The organism is Bradyrhizobium zhanjiangense, assembly GCF_004114935.1.
In the GTDB taxonomy this organism is placed as follows: Bacteria; Pseudomonadota; Alphaproteobacteria; order Rhizobiales; family Xanthobacteraceae; genus Bradyrhizobium; species Bradyrhizobium zhanjiangense.
Map to the genome: position 1 here is coordinate 3,539,771 of NZ_CP022221.1, position 15,035 is coordinate 3,554,805.

The 15,035-nt window shown below is 62.6% G+C and carries 16 protein-coding genes; 11 read left to right on the forward strand and 5 right to left on the reverse strand.

From position 1 onward, the window contains the following. Window positions 1-296: 296 nt before the first annotated feature. The 9 genes from panD to XH85_RS16665 are packed head-to-tail and all read left to right on the forward strand — an operon-like array spanning window position 297 to window position 7,642. Entirely contained in the window at window positions 297-752 is a 456-nt protein-coding gene (gene panD, locus XH85_RS16625; RefSeq protein ID WP_091890210.1) for an aspartate 1-decarboxylase, read from the forward strand. A 27-nt stretch (window positions 753-779) separates the two neighbouring features. Then, entirely contained in the window at window positions 780-1,664 is an 885-nt protein-coding gene (gene panB, locus XH85_RS16630) for a 3-methyl-2-oxobutanoate hydroxymethyltransferase (RefSeq protein ID WP_128932652.1), read from the forward strand. 2 nt (window positions 1,665-1,666) lie between these two features. Next, on the forward strand, window positions 1,667-2,515 hold the full coding sequence (panC, locus tag XH85_RS16635) for a pantoate--beta-alanine ligase (protein ID WP_128932653.1): 849 nt from the start codon (window positions 1,667-1,669) through the stop codon (window positions 2,513-2,515). A 24-nt stretch (window positions 2,516-2,539) separates the two neighbouring features. After that, complete coding sequence (locus tag XH85_RS16640; protein WP_128932654.1) at window positions 2,540-3,310, forward strand: energy-coupling factor ABC transporter ATP-binding protein; 771 nt, start codon at window positions 2,540-2,542, stop codon at window positions 3,308-3,310. Then, window positions 3,307-3,933, forward strand: coding sequence for a CbiQ family ECF transporter T component (locus tag XH85_RS16645; protein WP_128932655.1), 627 nt, complete (start codon window positions 3,307-3,309; stop codon window positions 3,931-3,933). The genes XH85_RS16640 and XH85_RS16645 overlap by 4 nt, the downstream gene beginning before the upstream one ends. Before the next feature lie 11 nt (window positions 3,934-3,944). Next, entirely contained in the window at window positions 3,945-4,499 is a 555-nt protein-coding gene (locus tag XH85_RS16650; RefSeq protein ID WP_128932656.1) for a biotin transporter BioY, read from the forward strand. Beyond that, entirely contained in the window at window positions 4,496-6,004 is a 1,509-nt protein-coding gene (locus XH85_RS16655; protein ID WP_245473629.1) for an AMP-binding protein, read from the forward strand. The genes XH85_RS16650 and XH85_RS16655 overlap by 4 nt, the downstream gene beginning before the upstream one ends. Further along, window positions 6,001-7,128 carry a thiolase family protein gene (locus tag XH85_RS16660; RefSeq protein WP_128932657.1) on the forward strand — a complete coding sequence of 376 codons (1,128 nt, stop codon included), beginning with the start codon at window positions 6,001-6,003 and terminating at the stop codon, window positions 7,126-7,128. Before XH85_RS16655 ends, XH85_RS16660 begins: the two co-directional genes overlap by 4 nt. A gap of 19 nt (window positions 7,129-7,147) precedes the next feature. Further along, the gene (locus XH85_RS16665) at window positions 7,148-7,642 is read left to right on the forward strand and encodes a MaoC/PaaZ C-terminal domain-containing protein (protein WP_128932658.1); all 495 of its coding nucleotides are present in this window, start codon (window positions 7,148-7,150) and stop codon (window positions 7,640-7,642) included. A 210-nt stretch (window positions 7,643-7,852) separates the two neighbouring features. On the opposite strand, the gene XH85_RS16670 is transcribed toward XH85_RS16665, so the two are convergent. The 4 genes from XH85_RS16670 to XH85_RS16690 all read right to left on the reverse strand — a co-directional run bounded on the left by XH85_RS16670 (window position 7,853) and on the right by XH85_RS16690 (window position 11,647). After that, window positions 7,853-8,107 carry a hypothetical protein gene (locus XH85_RS16670; RefSeq protein WP_128932659.1) on the reverse strand — a complete coding sequence of 85 codons (255 nt, stop codon included), beginning with the start codon at window positions 8,105-8,107 and terminating at the stop codon, window positions 7,853-7,855. A gap of 645 nt (window positions 8,108-8,752) precedes the next feature. Then, the gene (locus XH85_RS16680) at window positions 8,753-9,751 is read right to left on the reverse strand and encodes an SIS domain-containing protein (RefSeq protein ID WP_128932660.1); all 999 of its coding nucleotides are present in this window, start codon (window positions 9,749-9,751) and stop codon (window positions 8,753-8,755) included. An 11-nt stretch (window positions 9,752-9,762) separates the two neighbouring features. Continuing rightward, entirely contained in the window at window positions 9,763-10,704 is a 942-nt protein-coding gene (locus tag XH85_RS16685) for an N-acetylmuramic acid 6-phosphate etherase (RefSeq protein WP_128932661.1), read from the reverse strand. 19 nt (window positions 10,705-10,723) lie between these two features. Further along, complete coding sequence (locus XH85_RS16690) at window positions 10,724-11,647, reverse strand: glucosamine kinase nucleotide-binding domain-containing protein (protein WP_128932662.1); 924 nt, start codon at window positions 11,645-11,647, stop codon at window positions 10,724-10,726. 119 nt (window positions 11,648-11,766) lie between these two features. On the opposite strand from XH85_RS16690, the gene nagA reads away from it, so the two are divergent. Beyond that, the gene (gene nagA, locus XH85_RS16695; RefSeq protein WP_128932663.1) at window positions 11,767-12,948 is read left to right on the forward strand and encodes an N-acetylglucosamine-6-phosphate deacetylase; all 1,182 of its coding nucleotides are present in this window, start codon (window positions 11,767-11,769) and stop codon (window positions 12,946-12,948) included. Next, window positions 12,949-13,557, forward strand: coding sequence for an amino acid kinase family protein (locus tag XH85_RS16700; RefSeq protein ID WP_420837893.1), 609 nt, complete (start codon window positions 12,949-12,951; stop codon window positions 13,555-13,557). It abuts the gene before it with no gap. A gap of 776 nt (window positions 13,558-14,333) precedes the next feature. On the opposite strand, the gene XH85_RS16705 is transcribed toward XH85_RS16700, so the two are convergent. After that, window positions 14,334-14,654, reverse strand: coding sequence for a hypothetical protein (locus XH85_RS16705; protein WP_128932664.1), 321 nt, complete (start codon window positions 14,652-14,654; stop codon window positions 14,334-14,336). Window positions 14,655-15,035: the final 381 nt, after the last annotated feature.

Below are 15,035 nucleotides of genomic sequence, written 5' to 3' on the forward strand. Positions count from 1 at the left end.
TGAATGTCCGATGGCCGGCATAGATCAGACAAGATCTGGAGTCTTCGGCTGACCATGTATGACTCTTAATGCACTCGAAACGTCGGCAACCAGCTTGCGTCGTCTCCAACTTCCATGACGATTGGGTGGGAAGTTCTTAAACGATGATCGCGCGACCATTGGAGGTTCTTACGCGTCCAGCTACTGTTTTTGAGAGATATTTTTCTTTTTGTCTCTCTGAGTTGACAGTTTTATCTCGTGCTCCATAGGAGAGCGTCGGCTTTAGGGACGCGAGCCAGGCTCAACGGAACTTTCAGATGAGAAAAGTGCTGGCCGCAAAGCTGCATGGCATCCACGTTACAGAGGCCAATCTTCATTATCACGGCTCGATCACGCTCGATCCGGATCAGTGCCATGAGGCGGGGATTCTGCCGATGGAGTTCGTGGAGATCTGGAATAAGAACTCCGGGGCGCGAATTTCGACGTACGTGATTTTTGGCGAGCCCGGCTCGCGTTGTTGTGTTCTTAACGGCGCCGCCGCGCGCACTTGCCAAGTCGGCGACCAGATCATCGTCTGCAGTTCGATGTACGTGGATGAGACCCAAATCGCTGGGTTGAGACCAAAAATTCTCGCCTTTGATCGCAACAACCACATTATCGATCGCCTGACTTATTCGGTCACTCGGGATGGTGCGGAGCGCTATGGCTTCGAGATACTAGGTGAGGCAGGTGACGCGAAACCAATACCACTTCGATCCGCGGAATCGAACTAAGGCCGGCTCACGGGATAGGGGGCGAGAATGAGTTACACCTCAGAAGCCACGGGCGAGCGAGTCACGCTTCCAAAGCTGCAACGGTGGAAGGAGGAGGGGCGGCGCCTCGTGATGACGACCGCCTATGATGCGGTTACGGCGCGCATTGCGGATCCCGTCGTGGATATGATCCTTGTCGGAGACAGCGTCGGTAACGTCTGCCTCGGATTCGACAATACACTGCCGGTCAGCCTCGCGATGATGAATCACCATCTCGAGGCGGTTGCGCGTGTGAGACCTCGCGCCTTGCTCGTGGCCGACATGCCATTTCTAAGCTTTCACCTCAGTCCAGAGGACACGATCCGCAACGCCGGAGGCTTCTTGCAGCGTGGCGCCGACGCCGTAAAGCTCGAGGGCGGATCCAAACGCGTCGAAATGATACGCGCCCTGGTCGATTGCGAGATTCCGGTGATGGGCCATCTCGGTCTCACCCCGCAGAGCGTCAACGTCCTGGGTGGATTCAAGGTGCAGGCCCGGAAAGTTGATGACGCCTTGCGCCTGCTCGACGACGCCCATCGCCTGCAGGAGGCCGGCTGCTTCGCTCTGGTCATGGAAGGCATCCCGGCCGAACTCGCTGCGCGGGCGACGGAAACGCTGACCATACCTACCATCGGGATTGGCGCAGGTCCTGGTTGTTCGGGGCAGGTATTGGTGTTTCACGACGTGCTTGGCTTGATTGAAGGCCACGTCCCAAAATTCGTTCGTACTTACGCCGACGGCTTTCGGGTGTTGCAGGAGGCGCTGTCGCGTTGGGTTGCCGATGTCCGGGACGGTACCTTTCCGGCACCGCAGGAGTGCTATCGGCTTCCCGAAGCCATAGGTGAGACGATCGCAAACTGGGCGCCTTCCAACCGAACTCGATGTGAAGCGTAAAAATGCAGACAATCACGACGGTCGCCGAGCTTCGCCGCGCTCTCGCAGAGGATCGCAGAGCCGACAAATGTGTCGGATCTGTACCGACAATGGGCTATCTGCACGACGGCCACTTGGCGCTGATCGAGGCCAGCCGGGCGCAATGCGACGTCACGGTGGTTAGCATCTTCGTCAATCCCACTCATTTCGGGCCAAACGAGGATCTCAGCACCTATCCACGCGACTTCGAGCGCGACGGGAAGCTATGCCGCGATGCTGGTGTTGCAATCGTCTTCGCGCCCGCTGCGCAGGAAGTCTATCCGGCTCAATTCGAGACCTTCGTGGAACCAGGCGAGCTCGCGAAGCCGCTCTGCGGCGCTTTCAGGCCCGGACATTTTCGTGGGGTCGCGACGGTCGTATGCAAGCTGTTCAATTTGGTACAGCCGGACGTTGCGTTCTTCGGGCAAAAGGATTTTCAGCAGTGTGCGGTCGTGCGTCGGATGGCCAACGATCTCGATCTTCCGATCGAGATCGTGACCGTTCCGACCGTTCGGGAAGCGGATCGTCTCGCAATGAGCAGCCGCAACCGGTATCTCAGCGAGGAAGACCGAGGGCGGGCCCTCGCCATCAGTCGTGCGCTATTTGCCGCGGCGGAGGAGTTCGGCTTGGGAGAGCGGAACGTGGACAGGCTGATTGCAACTGCCAAGGGGCATTTGGAAACGGTCGATCGGCTGCAGTACCTTGAGCTCGTCGACGGCGACACGCTCAAGCCCGCCGTAAGTCCGCTGGACCGCCCCGCGGCACTGTGCGTGGCGGCCTATGTCGGCTCGACGAGGTTGATCGACAACGTGATACTTCAGCCAACTCCGTAGCGCGACAGAGGCGAAAGAATCGTCTTGATTGAAGCTGCCCGACGCGAAGCGCCTCCCGCAAGCCGTCCTCACCTTCGTGGGGTGGCCGAGGGGATTATTTTCGAAGACGTGCAGTTTCGGCGCGCAGACCGTCAGGTTCTTGCCATTTCCGAGCTTCGCCTGGCTGAGCGCCGGGTCGGCCTGATTGGTGACAATGGTTCAGGCAAGAGCACTATGCTGCGGCTGATGAACGGGTTGCTTCTGCCAACTCGCGGGTGCGTCGAGGTGGAGGGGCTCGATACGGTACGGCATCGCAAAGACCTTCCGGCAAAGGTCGGCTTTCTGTTTCAGAATCCTGATCACCAGCTCATTTTCCCGACCGTTGCCGAGGAGGTCGCTTTCGGACCGGCGGAGCGCGGAAAATCGGCGCGGCAGGCCAGGCAGCAGGCGATAGCGTTGCTGGAGCGGCACCGCTGCGGCGAGTGGGCGGACCGCAACGTCAACGAGCTGTCCGGCGGCCAGAAGCAACTCGTCTGCATCCTGGCGCTGCTCGCGACGGAGCCGTCTATCCTGCTGATGGACGAGCCGTTCTCCAGTCTCGATTTGCCAACACGATTGTTGTTGTACCGAAGGATCATGGCGCTTCCGGAGCAGGTGGTGATGGCGACTCATGATTTTGAGCTGCTCCCCGCGTTCGATCGCGTGATCTGGCTGGATGAGGGCCGCATCCGTCTCGACGGCCGACCGGCCGAGGTCCTGCCTGCCTACCGGGCGCATGCAACGATCGTCGGGGCAGGGGACGCCCTAACGTCATGATGACCGACGGCCTCGCGCCACAGACCTGGCTGCACCGCGTACCGGCCGGCGTCAAATTTGTGGGCCTCGCCCTCCTCAGTGTGCTTTTGCTGCCGGTCGGCGACTGGCGAATTCTGGCGGGCGCATTGGCCGTGATTGCCATCGTCTATGCCGGCTTCGGCCGCGCCGGCATGGCGCGCCTCAGCTTGCTGCGGCCGTTGGTGCCGCTGCTTGTGGTCGTCGGCGGCGTGCAGGCCGCATCGGGTGGTTGGAATGCCGGCGCCGTCGTCACCATGCGGCTCCTGGCGATGCTCTTGCTCGCCGATCTCGTCAGCATGACCACCACGATGAGCGCTCTGATGGAGGTGCTGGCACCAGTGCTCCGCTTGCTCCGCCCGCTTGGGGTCAATCCGCGCAAGATGGCGCTTGCCGTGGCACTTGTTCTGCGTTTCGTGCCCGTCCTGATGACGCGGTGGCGCGCACGCGAGGAGGCCTGGAAGGCACGCACGCACCGCCGCATTCCGCCGCGACTGGTGGCCGCTTTCCTCGCCGACATTCTGCAACTGGCCGACCGCGTCGCCGAAACGCTCGATGCACGCGGCTTCGACCGCTCCGCCGCCGATCATCACTCACCCCCGTTGTAGGAGAAAATCCCGTGGAGTCCCGCGCCATCGTTCGTATCGCCCTGCTTGCCGCCGTCATCGCAGCGCTTGGCATGGTGCCCAGCATCGTCTTGCCGATCGCCATGGGTGTGCCGATCACGGCCCAGACTCTCGGCGTCATGCTCGCCGGGATCGTCCTCGGCCCTCGCCATGGCGCGCTGGCGGTGCTGCTATTCCTGTTCGTGGTCCTGCTCGGAGCGCCGCTGCTATCGGGTGGACGCGGCGGGCTCGGCGTGCTTTTCGGGCCGTCGGTTGGCTTCCTGCTAGGCTGGGCTCCCGCTGCCTTTGTGTCGGGTCTTGTGATGGCGCGGCTGAGGACCTTGCCGGTATTCGCGGCGGCGCTCGTTGCCGCGATCGCGGGCGGCATTGTGGTGGAGTATACCTGCGGTATTCTCGGCCTGATGGCGATGGCAAGGATGAGCTTGCCGCAGGCTTTAGCCGCAACCGCCGTGTTCGTGCCGGGTGATCTTTTGAAGGCGCTGGCCACTGCCTTTGTCGCGGAGGCATCCCACCGGAGCTATCCGGCCACAATTGTCAGCCGTTCATGATCATGGCCTCCACGATCACCGCAATGCTGTCGCGGCATGCCCGCGAAACGCCGAGCCGACCGGCTGTCGTTTGCGAGAACCATGTGGTGAGTTGGAAAGACCTCGATCAGGCCGTGAATCGTCTTGCCGGACATTTGGCGAAGGTGGTGCCGGCGGGCCGCGGCGTCGCCTTGCATCTGCCGAACGGGCCGGCGCTCGTTCTGCTGTTTCTCGCCGCCTGCCGCTCGGGGCGCGAAGCTCAAATTCTCGATCCGTCCTGGCCGACGGAGACGGTGCGGCTCGCGCTCACGGCGCTGGCGCCGGGGATCGTCGTGAGTGGAGATGTAACATTGGCCGGCGAGACGGAAGTGCTGGCGGTTGTCGATCCTCACGGCCCGTTCGTGGCCGTCGCAGATGCCATCGGCGCCAGTCCATTGTCCGCGGCGATAGCCGAGCCAGATCCGCTGACGCCGTTCTATGTCGGGTTCACCTCGGGATCGACCGGAACACCGAAAGGATATCGCCGCCATCATCAATCGTGGATCGAGAGTTTTCGGGCGGGGGACCGCGAGTTCGATATCGGCGCCGGCGACATCGTTCTCGCACCGGGCGCGCTGACACATTCCCTATTCCTCTACGGCCTTGCGCATGGGCTCTATGTCGGGGCAACCGTCATTCTGTGCCGCCTGTTCCGGCCGAATCTCGTCAACCGCCTGATCGCGGTCCACCAGGTAAGCGTGATTTACGGCGTGCCGACCCAGCTCGAAATGATGATCGAGGCCGCCATGCGCGATGGCCTGCCGCCGTTCCTGAACGTGCGGTGGATGCTGTCGTCAGGTGCCAAATGGCAAGGTCGCGCACTGGCCGAATTGCGGCAGCAATTTCCGGCAGCGCGCTTTGCCGAATTCTACGGCGCCTCCGAGTTGAGCTTCGTGACCGTGGCGAAGGACGACGAGGATGTCCCATCGGACTCCGTCGGGCGTCCGTTCGCAGCCGTCAGTCTCACCATCCGCGACCATCTCGGGCGTTGCCTTCCACCTGGAGAGACCGGTCAAGTGTTCGTGGCAAGTCCTTTCCTCTTCATAGAGTATGCCTGCGGAAGCGAAACGGTGCTGCCACGTCATGGTGACGCGGTGTCGGTCGGTGATATCGGCATGCTCGACGCGCGCGGCTTCCTGAGGCTCGCCGGCCGTGCCAGCCGCATGATCATCACGGCCGGCAAGAACGTGCATCCGGAGGAGATCGAGCGTGTGCTCGAGGGGCATCCCGCCGTGGCCGCAGCTGGGGTTCTCGGCGCCGTCGACGAACGTCGGGGCGAGCGGCTGGTGGCTTTGCTCAGGCTGGGTCCGGATGGGCGCATAGCGTCTTCCGATCTGATCAGCCACGCCCGCCTGAGCCTGCCGCTCTACAAGATCCCGCGCCGGTTTGCTGTGCCACCGCACTGGCCGATGACCTCGTCCGGCAAGACCGATTTCCATGCGCTGCGCCGACTCTGGGAATCCGGCGACTGCGCGGTGCTGCGGTGAGCGCCGCATATCTCGTCGCTGCACGCCGGACGGCGGTCGCCCCTCGCGGGGGCGCGTTCAAGGCGGTGGAGGCCGACGAACTCGGCGCGGCGCCAATTCGGGCCGTGCTGGCCGACACCGGTGTCGCGGCAGAGGCGATCGACGACGTCATTTTCGGCAACGCGCTGTATGGCGGTGGCAACCCGGCGCGGCTCGCCGCGCTGCGGGCGGGTCTTCCGGATCACGTCCCAGCCTTGACCATCGATAGCCAATGCTGCGGCGGCCTCGACGCGATCATGCTCGCCGCCGAGCGCATCGTGAGCGGAGGAGCGGATGCCGTTATCGCCGGCGGTATCGAGAGTTTCAGCCGCGCGCCATTGCGCGCGCGGCGGCCACGCCACGCCGGTGAGGCGCCGCAACCCTATGACCGTCCTCCGTTCGCGCCATGGCCGGAGCGGGATCCTGACATGATCGCTGCCGCCGCGACGCTGGCTGAAAGGTTCGGCATTTCGCGTGCACGACAGGATGAATTTGCGATCGGAAGCCATCGGAAGGCGCTGCAAAATCCGCCCGGCGCGGCGGAGATCGTGCCGCTCGCCGACCTGTCGCATGATGCCTTTCCCCGCGCCCTGACGGGGGCGACCTGCGCACGCCTTGCGCCGCTCGCGGGTGATGCTGCATTCGGCGTGACGCGCGCGACGGTGGCGGTTGAAGCCGATGCCTCGGCCGCGGTCCTCGTGGTTTCCGAGGCGATGGCCCGACGACTCAACGCGAGGCAGCCCTTGCGGATCGTGTCGGCGACCCGTCGCGGTGGCGACCCTGCTATGCCCGGCACGGCACCGATCGCGGCGGCTGAGAGCGTCCTTGCGGCGGAGCGGATTGCGCCGGCGCGGATTGCCGTGGCGGAGGTCATGGAGGCCTTCGCCGCTCAGGCGATTGCCTGCGGCGACGGCATCGGGGTGCCGGCGTCGTCGCTCAATCGTGGCGGCGGCGGACTCGCGCGCGGGCATCCGATCGGTGCATCGGGCGCGATCCTGGCAGTGCGCCTCTGGCACGAAATGCAGTCGGAACCATCTGGTGCGATCGGGCTTGCGGCGATCGCGGCTGCGGGCGGACTTGGCAGCGCGCTGCTTGCGACGGTCTAAAGAGACGGGAACTGTTGCGATGAATCAGATGCAACCGGACGCAGAATCTCCAACAAAGGCGACCGCACTTCGCGTCGCACGGGCGATCGATCTTGCAGCCTTCGTGGGCACCGAACTTGCTCCGGGCCGCTGGCGATCGGTAACGCAGGATGAGGTCGACCAGTTCGTCGCACTGACGGGCGATCGGAACTGGGTTCACACCGATGTGGAGCGCGCCAGGCGCGAACTCGACGGAGCGACGATCGTGCCGGGCCAATTGCTCCTGGCGCTCGTTCCTGCTCTTTTGCAGGAGGCCTATGTGGTCAGCGGTGCCGCGCAAAGCCGAGCTGCGGCTCTCCGCTCGGTTCGGTTTCGTTGCCCGGTGCGTCCGGGCGATAACTTCCGGCTAAGGGCGCGATTGACCCTCGTGGAGCAGCGGCCGCGATTCGTGCAGGTAGACGTATCGTGTGATCTCGAACTGAACTCGGGACAGTGTGCGTTGACGTCCCAACGCACGGATGTCTTTTTCGACTGAGCCCAAGGGATCGCGATCTCGGCCTCGTCGTTGAGTTCATACCTCGCGCGGCACAGGGCGACATAGAGTACCTTGCGCAGCCCTTCATTGGGCGAGCATTCGCGCTTCGCTCGCAAGAACCCGCTTCGGTCCTTGTTCTGCGCGCCTCAAGTCGGCGCTGGGAGATGGCCGAACTCCGCTTGCTCGTCGTGCACCTGACGAAACGCGCCCTCAGAACTGGGCGGGTTGAGCAGGCGGACCGGGCCAATCGCCTCGCAGGTTGTTCATGTCGTTTCGATCGAACAAATCCTGCCGGTAGGCAAAGACGTACCTACAGCCGCATGCCACCGGTGCCATCTGTGGGGCGGTGGCAATCGCCTTTTGTGGGGGTACGTAAGGGCGATGAGCCTTTTGTGCGGATGCCGTGCCCGTCACCGCGAAAGCGGCCGCCGCAATGATGAGGACACGCGATGCATTCAAGAACATGTGAGCTCTCCTGCATTCGGTAGTCGTTCAGGTATGGAGCCACGGTGCCCGGGACAAGTTTTGATTCAGGTCAAGCTGGCCCGCGGGCTCGCCCCGTCATCGGGCGTTACGCCAGGTAGACTTGACCACCGGTTGCGTATCGGAACCCCGTGAATGAGTGGCGATCAAGGTGGTCAATTCCGCGCGAACTTGATTGTTTTTATTGATCTTTTCGTTCGCTTCTTGCATTCGAAACAGGGAGGCAGCCGCGCTCAGATCGCAACTTGAACGGAATGTCGGTATCGGTGGTTGCGCCTCCCCGCTTTGAACTTACTTGCCGACCATTTTCGCCGGTGACGGATCGCGCACGAACGGCGGTCCGGCGGCTGGTATCCAACACCGTGTCGCGCATCAGATCAGTCCACACAGCGGCCAATCGTGAGGAGTTCGGCAGCGCCAGAGTTCCTTCATGCGGTCCATTGTCGTCTCGATGTGCTGTCGAACGAAATCGAAGTACTCGCGTGACACGCCATTCATTCCTTCGTCTGCGGTCGTAGAGTACATGATTGTTTCGGCGGAGGAGACCGAGCGTTCCGTTGCCCGCTCCGCTTCATTGCCCGGGGCCATAATCCAGCTTTCGGTTGCAAGCCAGCAATCAGGCAGCTGTCAAAACGTCTCGGTAATCTTGCTCAGGCGAGGGGGACGATCCGGGTCAAACCCGCAGGCGCGCGCCGTCTGCTCGATCATCCGATAGGCCGGAACCAGCATGGTGATCGGGTCAGTCGCAGGGTCATCCTCCGCCAACCAGGGCAGCGACCCATATGGTCCGCCGCAGAGATGCAGCGCGATCTTTTGCTCGCGCATTTCTGCTGCCAGTGCGTCCACCGTGGCCGCCGTTTCATCCATGAGGCGCATCATGACAACCGGCGTGCGCGACGATAGCGCGGCGCGCGGCCCATGCTGCAGCTCTGCGGCGCTTAGACCAATCGAAGGCAGGCGCAGGATTTCCGAAAGTTTGAGCGCGATCTCCTTCGCCGAGCCTAGGCCAAGGCCCCTCGCCGCCACAAACACGGCTGCCGCCTTGGCGAGATCAGCGGAAATCTCAGACCAGTCGAGCGCCAGCGCGCGATGCAGGCGCTCGGGTAGCCTCTCGAGAGCCGACCGCAGCGCCTGATCTTCGGCCAGCTCGGCAACGAGTCCGGCACTGGCAGCCATCGAGCCGATCACGGTCTTGGTCGCAGCTACGGAATGCTCCTGGCCGGCTTCGATCGGAACGACGAACTCCGCTTCGTCAGCCACCGGCGACGACGCCGCATTGACGATGGCGATGGTGCGGGCGCCCGCGGCGCGCGCCGACCTGGTCGCTGCGACGAGATCCGGGCTGCGCCCGGATTGCGAGATCACGATGAACAGCGCATGGCGCAGCATCAAGGGCGTGCGAAATGCCGTGATCACCGAAGGAGCGCTGGCTGAAACAGGAAGGCGCAGCCGCGTCTCGACAAGGTATCTCAAGAAAACCCCGGCATGCCCAGAGCTTCCCCGGCCGCACACGACGCACAGGGGGGCGGAGCCGATCCCAATTCGCTGTGTGATGTCGCGCGCGGCGGGGCGACTGCGAACGATGTTGGCGACAACATCCGCGCTTTCTCCGATTTCGCTCGCCATCGCGGATGTCGTCACGGGTCAACCGCTCCGCCTCGATTGCGCGCCGCTCGGGTGGGATGCTGGTCACGATTCCTGGCGAGCTCGGCAAATACGCGCCGAAGATTGCCGTCACAGTTTTTGAGAACGGTCTCAGCATCAACCCTATCGACACCCAACGCCAGAAGGACAGCCGTCTTGATGTCTCCCTCGGCCTGCTCAAGCGATCGCGCGGCGCGCAACGGATCGCAGTGCGCGATTTGTGCGACCATGGCTTCCGCGCGCCGCTTCAGCTTGGCATTGGTCGGCGGCATGTTCACCATCATGCCGCGATACACCCGGCCAAGGCGCAGCATGATTCCCGAGGAGATCAGGTTGAGAACGACCTTCTGTGCGGTGCCGGCCTTCATCCGCGTGGAACCGGCGATCAGCTCGCGGCCGGTCTCGATCAAGATCGGAAACTTTGCCGACTCCAGCAGTGCGGTGCCGCGATTGTTGGCGACACCGATCGTCACTGCACCGAAGGAGCCTGCCTGCTGCAGTGCCGCGACTGTGAATGGCGTTGTCCCGCTGGCGGCTACCGCAATCACCACGTCGCGCGGCGTGAGCCGGGCGGCATTGATCTGCGTGACCGCATCATCGACAGCATCCTCAGCGCCCTCGATGCTGGTGATGAACGCGCTGTCTCCGCCGGCGACGATGAAGCGGACGCGCTCGCGGGGCCAGGCGAAGGTCGGCGTCAGCTCGGCGCCGTCCTGCACCGCTACGCGGCCTGAGGTGCCGGCGCCGACATACACGATGCGACCGTGATCGCCCAGCGCCACCTTGGCCGCTTCGGTCGCCGCGGTGATCGCCGGAAGGGCATGGCCGATCGCGGCGACTGCCGCAAGCTGGCCCTCCCACATCGCTTCCATCGCTGACATCAGCGGCCAAGCATCAAGGTCGGCAAAACGGGGATCGACTTCTTCCGTAGCCATATTGTTGATCCAAGCGCCATCAAACGCGGAACTTCGAAGCCTGTTCATGCTCAGTTTCTCTCTTGGGCAGGTCAAGCCGTCCTCGCGCCACCAGCAAGGCGCCAGCCGCGGCGTCGGCGTCAGGACGCCTCAGGCGGGCGCGCAGATCAGGCGTCAGCCATGGCGTAATGGGATCCGCGAGCCCGCCCACCAGCGAGAGCCGGTCAATTCCTCTCGCCAGGAACAGATCGAGCAGATCGCCAATGGCATCGGCCGCGCGTTCGACGATGCGACGGCCGACCGGATCGCCCTGATTGGCGTGCCGCATCACGATTGGCGCGAACGCAGCGTAGTCCGTGGCCTTGGCTTCTTCAGACCAGGCCACCGCTTGATAAGGATCATGATCGAATGCCCCCAGCACCTCTGAAAGCAATGGGGTCAGCTCGCCGCGGCGATCCGCGGCCCGCAGCGCCAGTCGAACAACCTGCAAGCCCATGTCGGCGCCGCTACCTTCGTCCGAGACGGGAAAGCCGTAGCCGGCGAGACGGATTTCGCGGCCGTCGAGGAGGCCGACACCCACTGAGCCTGTGCCGGCGACCACGATGGCCCCATCCGCGCCGCCGTGGGCGCCGAGACAGGCCGCGAAGCCGTCGCTGATGAAGATGAGGGACGCAAAGGGATGCGCGATGTTCTTGAGCGCCGCTTCCGCGCCCCGGCGGCCAAGTCCGGCAAGGCCAATTCCGGCGTGCATCCGCGCGAAATCCTCTTGCGTCAGGCCGGACTGTGCGGCCGCCGCTTCGGTCGCTTCAATGATGGAACGCCAGGCCTTTTCGACGCCAATCCGCGTCGTCGCAGATCCCGAGCTGGCTTCGCCGAGCAGCCTGCCGTTTTCGTCCTCGATCCGGGCACGGCAACGGGTTCCACCGCCATCAATGCCGAGATACGTGGTACCCTTTGTTCCCATGGAAATTTAACGCAAGGGGGGCAGCTCCGGGTCCTCCGAGGCTCCTGGTACATATAAGGTCCTGAAGGGGACGGGACTCACCTCACGAGCCCGTGACTACTATTCTTGGATCAATTCTGATGGGCCACGCTGGGTCTTCTGTCTCTCTCTCGATTGCCGCGCAGCACATCTTTGATGGTGCCGAGATGCGCGGGCCGGGGTCGGTCAGGATCACGCAGGGGAGGATTGAAAACATCGCCTTCGGCGAGGCGGACGGGCGCGCCTCAATCCACCTTCCGGCAGAAGCGATCCTTGCGCCTGGATTCATCGACATCCAGGTGAATGGAGGAGGGGGTGTTCTTCTCAACGACCAGCCAACGGAGGCGGGCGTTCGACGCATCGTCGCAGCGCACCGGAAGGCAGGAACCACAGGCTGCTTGCCGACCCTCATTACCGACCATATCGAGGTCCTCGAGCGGTTGGCCGCCGTCGCCGAGGCTTGTCTGATGATTCCCGGTGTACTCGGTTTTCATCTGGAGGGGCCGGCCCTCAACAGGTCTCGCAAGGGTATTCATCCGGAAGCCGAGATACGCGTGCCCGATCGGCGCGATCTCGCCGCGATCAAAAGTTTCGGGGACCGCGGCCGCTCTATTGTGACCTTGGCCCCGGAATGCGTGCCCGCGTCCATGATCGATGAATTGATCGGCGCCGGATTGCGTATCGCGGCCGGCCACAGCGACGCCACCGCAGCCGACATCGGGTCGGCGGTCGATCGCGGTATCTTGGGGGTGACTCATCTGTTCAACGCCATGTCGCAGTTGAACGCCCGAGAGCCAGGCTTGGTGGGCGCCGCGCTAGCGGATGATCGGCTCTTTGCGGGGATTATCTGCGATGGCATCCATGTTGACCGCGCCGGTTTGCGTGTTGCCTCCCGCTGCAAGGGACGCGATCGATTGATGCTGGTCACCGATGCCATGCCATTGGTGGGCACGAACGATCGGCAATTCTTGCTGCAAGGAAGGCAGATCGCGTTGCACGAAAATCGCCTGACCGGCCCCGATGGCACACTCGCGGGCGCTCATCTCACCATGATCGAGGCGGTTCGCAACGCCGTTGCGCTGGTCGGAATCCCCCTGGTCGACGCCCTCATCATGGCTTCCCGGACGCCTGCGGCATTTCTAGGCCTTGAGTCCGAGCTTGGACGGATCGCGCCCGGCTACCGCGCGGACTTTGTCGCCTTTAATCCGAACTTCGAAGTCGTCGGAACATGGATAGCTGGTGCCGGCTCGGGCGAGGCGAGCGAGGTTTCTCACCGAGGTTAGATGCGCAACCATCCCATCATCGTGCAGAAATATGGCGGTGTCTGTCTTGAAACGCCGGCGAAGATTCGCGCGGTTGCGCGCAGTCTCGCCGACCTGCACGGCCGTGGTCATCGTGTCGTGGCGATCGTCTCCGCGATGGGCACGACCACCGACCAATTGATGCAGATGGCTTATCAGGTGAGCCCTGCTCCCAATCGCCGTGAACTCGACATGCCGCTGACGACTGGTGAGCGCATCAGCATGTCCCTGATGAGCATGGCGCTTTCCGATCTCGGAGTGCCCGCGATCAGCTTCACCGGCAGCCAGGCCGGTGTGTTAACCGATGACTCTCATTCCTCGGCGCGCATTCTGGATGTACGCCCAATTCGCGTGCGTGAGGAACTCGATCGCGGGCGCGTTGTGGTGCTGGCAGGATTTCAGGGCGTGAACCCGCCGACCAGGGAAATCACAACGCTCGGCCGATCGGCGGATGCTGGCGAGCAATCTCGAAAGCGCTATCACGAGCGCGCGGATCAGTGCGATCCCCGCATCCAACCGTGCTCTTCGCATTCGCAGATGGCGCCAGCTTCCAACAACACCGACCGAGCCCAGCCTTCCAGGGTACGGTAAGTAGGGCGTCGCCCCCGGAACATCAACATCGCACACTCCACTGACGCGGAAAGAATCGCCATCCAAGCCCGTCGTTCCGGTGCTCGGCGGCCGAGATGAAGTGCGAACTCGAGCCATCGGGCCAAGCCACGAACCGAGAGCAAGCGAAAGTACCGACTGGTAAACCTGAAGCCAGCAAAAGGAACTAGAGCCAATTGGCACAGTTATGTTGGGGGGCGATGGAGGTCCATCACCATGAGGACCGAATATCTTGTCGCGATTGCAGTAACCGCTGCTGCCGGAATGGTCGGCTCGACGGTGTATTCTGTCACAACCTCGGACAACTGCCCTAAACCCTCCGCTGCCTCGGTGACTACGCTGTTTGCGCCGTGCCAAGCGTTCGCCGCTGCTACGGGCCCAGGGATCACAATCGAGGAGGTCATGGATGTGGGCCCACTCCCGCCGAGTCCTGGGCCGACGTCAGCCCCGGCTCGAGCACCGACGCCGACCCCGGCACAACTGGCGGAGGAACACGCAACGGTTGGCGTCGCGACGTCCAAGCGGCAGCATTAGGGGACAGTCTGCTAGGTATTGACAGTCGTGGTATGGAAAAGCCGATCGCACAGAAAGCGCAATCGGAAGGCTGGCTGCGCGAGCCGGCGGACGAATGACGGCTTGAGGGTCAAGGCCCTGCGCTGATCTCTTTGAGGAACTCTCCGAATAGTTCGCGGGCCTTTTGTTCGTCTAGGTGATGGTTGAGGTAATCTGCAGTTTCGGCGGTGTAGTTTCCGCTGGTCTCACACTTTCGATACAGATCCGTCAGGTCGTCTGCGAACCGGCGTGCGATGCGCAAATTCGCGTTCGTTCAGCCATTCGCCCGGTCGAGGCAACGCTTGATCTGAATCTTCTTTGAGGTTGTACAAGTTAAGTCTCAGAATGCGGCGCTGCCCTTGCACACGCTTTTCATACGCGCTAATGACCGTTGAATGACTGTCCCTTGCGTCTTCAACGTCCTCCTGCTTGGTCGATCTGGCCCGCTCAACCAAAGCCGAATAGCGCAACTCCGAGTATTTCCGGAGCGTGCTCGTGGAGATGTTGAAAAGATCGATTCCGATCACTAACAACTGGCTGAGTTATCAGAGCGCGCTCTTCAGCAGCTACTTGGAGGTCTGATAACTTGCGATCGATTTCGTCTAGAACGGCTTTCTTCTCCTTTGCCGGCGGCGTACTCATCCTGTTGCCTCACGCAATGGTCAGTAGTAGCTCTGGCGTTTATCTCGGCGAGCCGCTGCAAGCGCTTCATGATCTCGTCGGCCCGATCGAACGTTCTTACGAGGCGAGCCTCGATGCCCCCGGGCCTTCAGAATTTCGATCTGAGGAAGGAACACAATGAGTGTGCAGACCAGAAAAATTGCAGCCAGGAGGCTCGCGGAGGCAATCTCTTTTTGAGCCGCTTGATAGACAGCCAAGATCAACGAAAATATCGCAAAAGCTCCAGC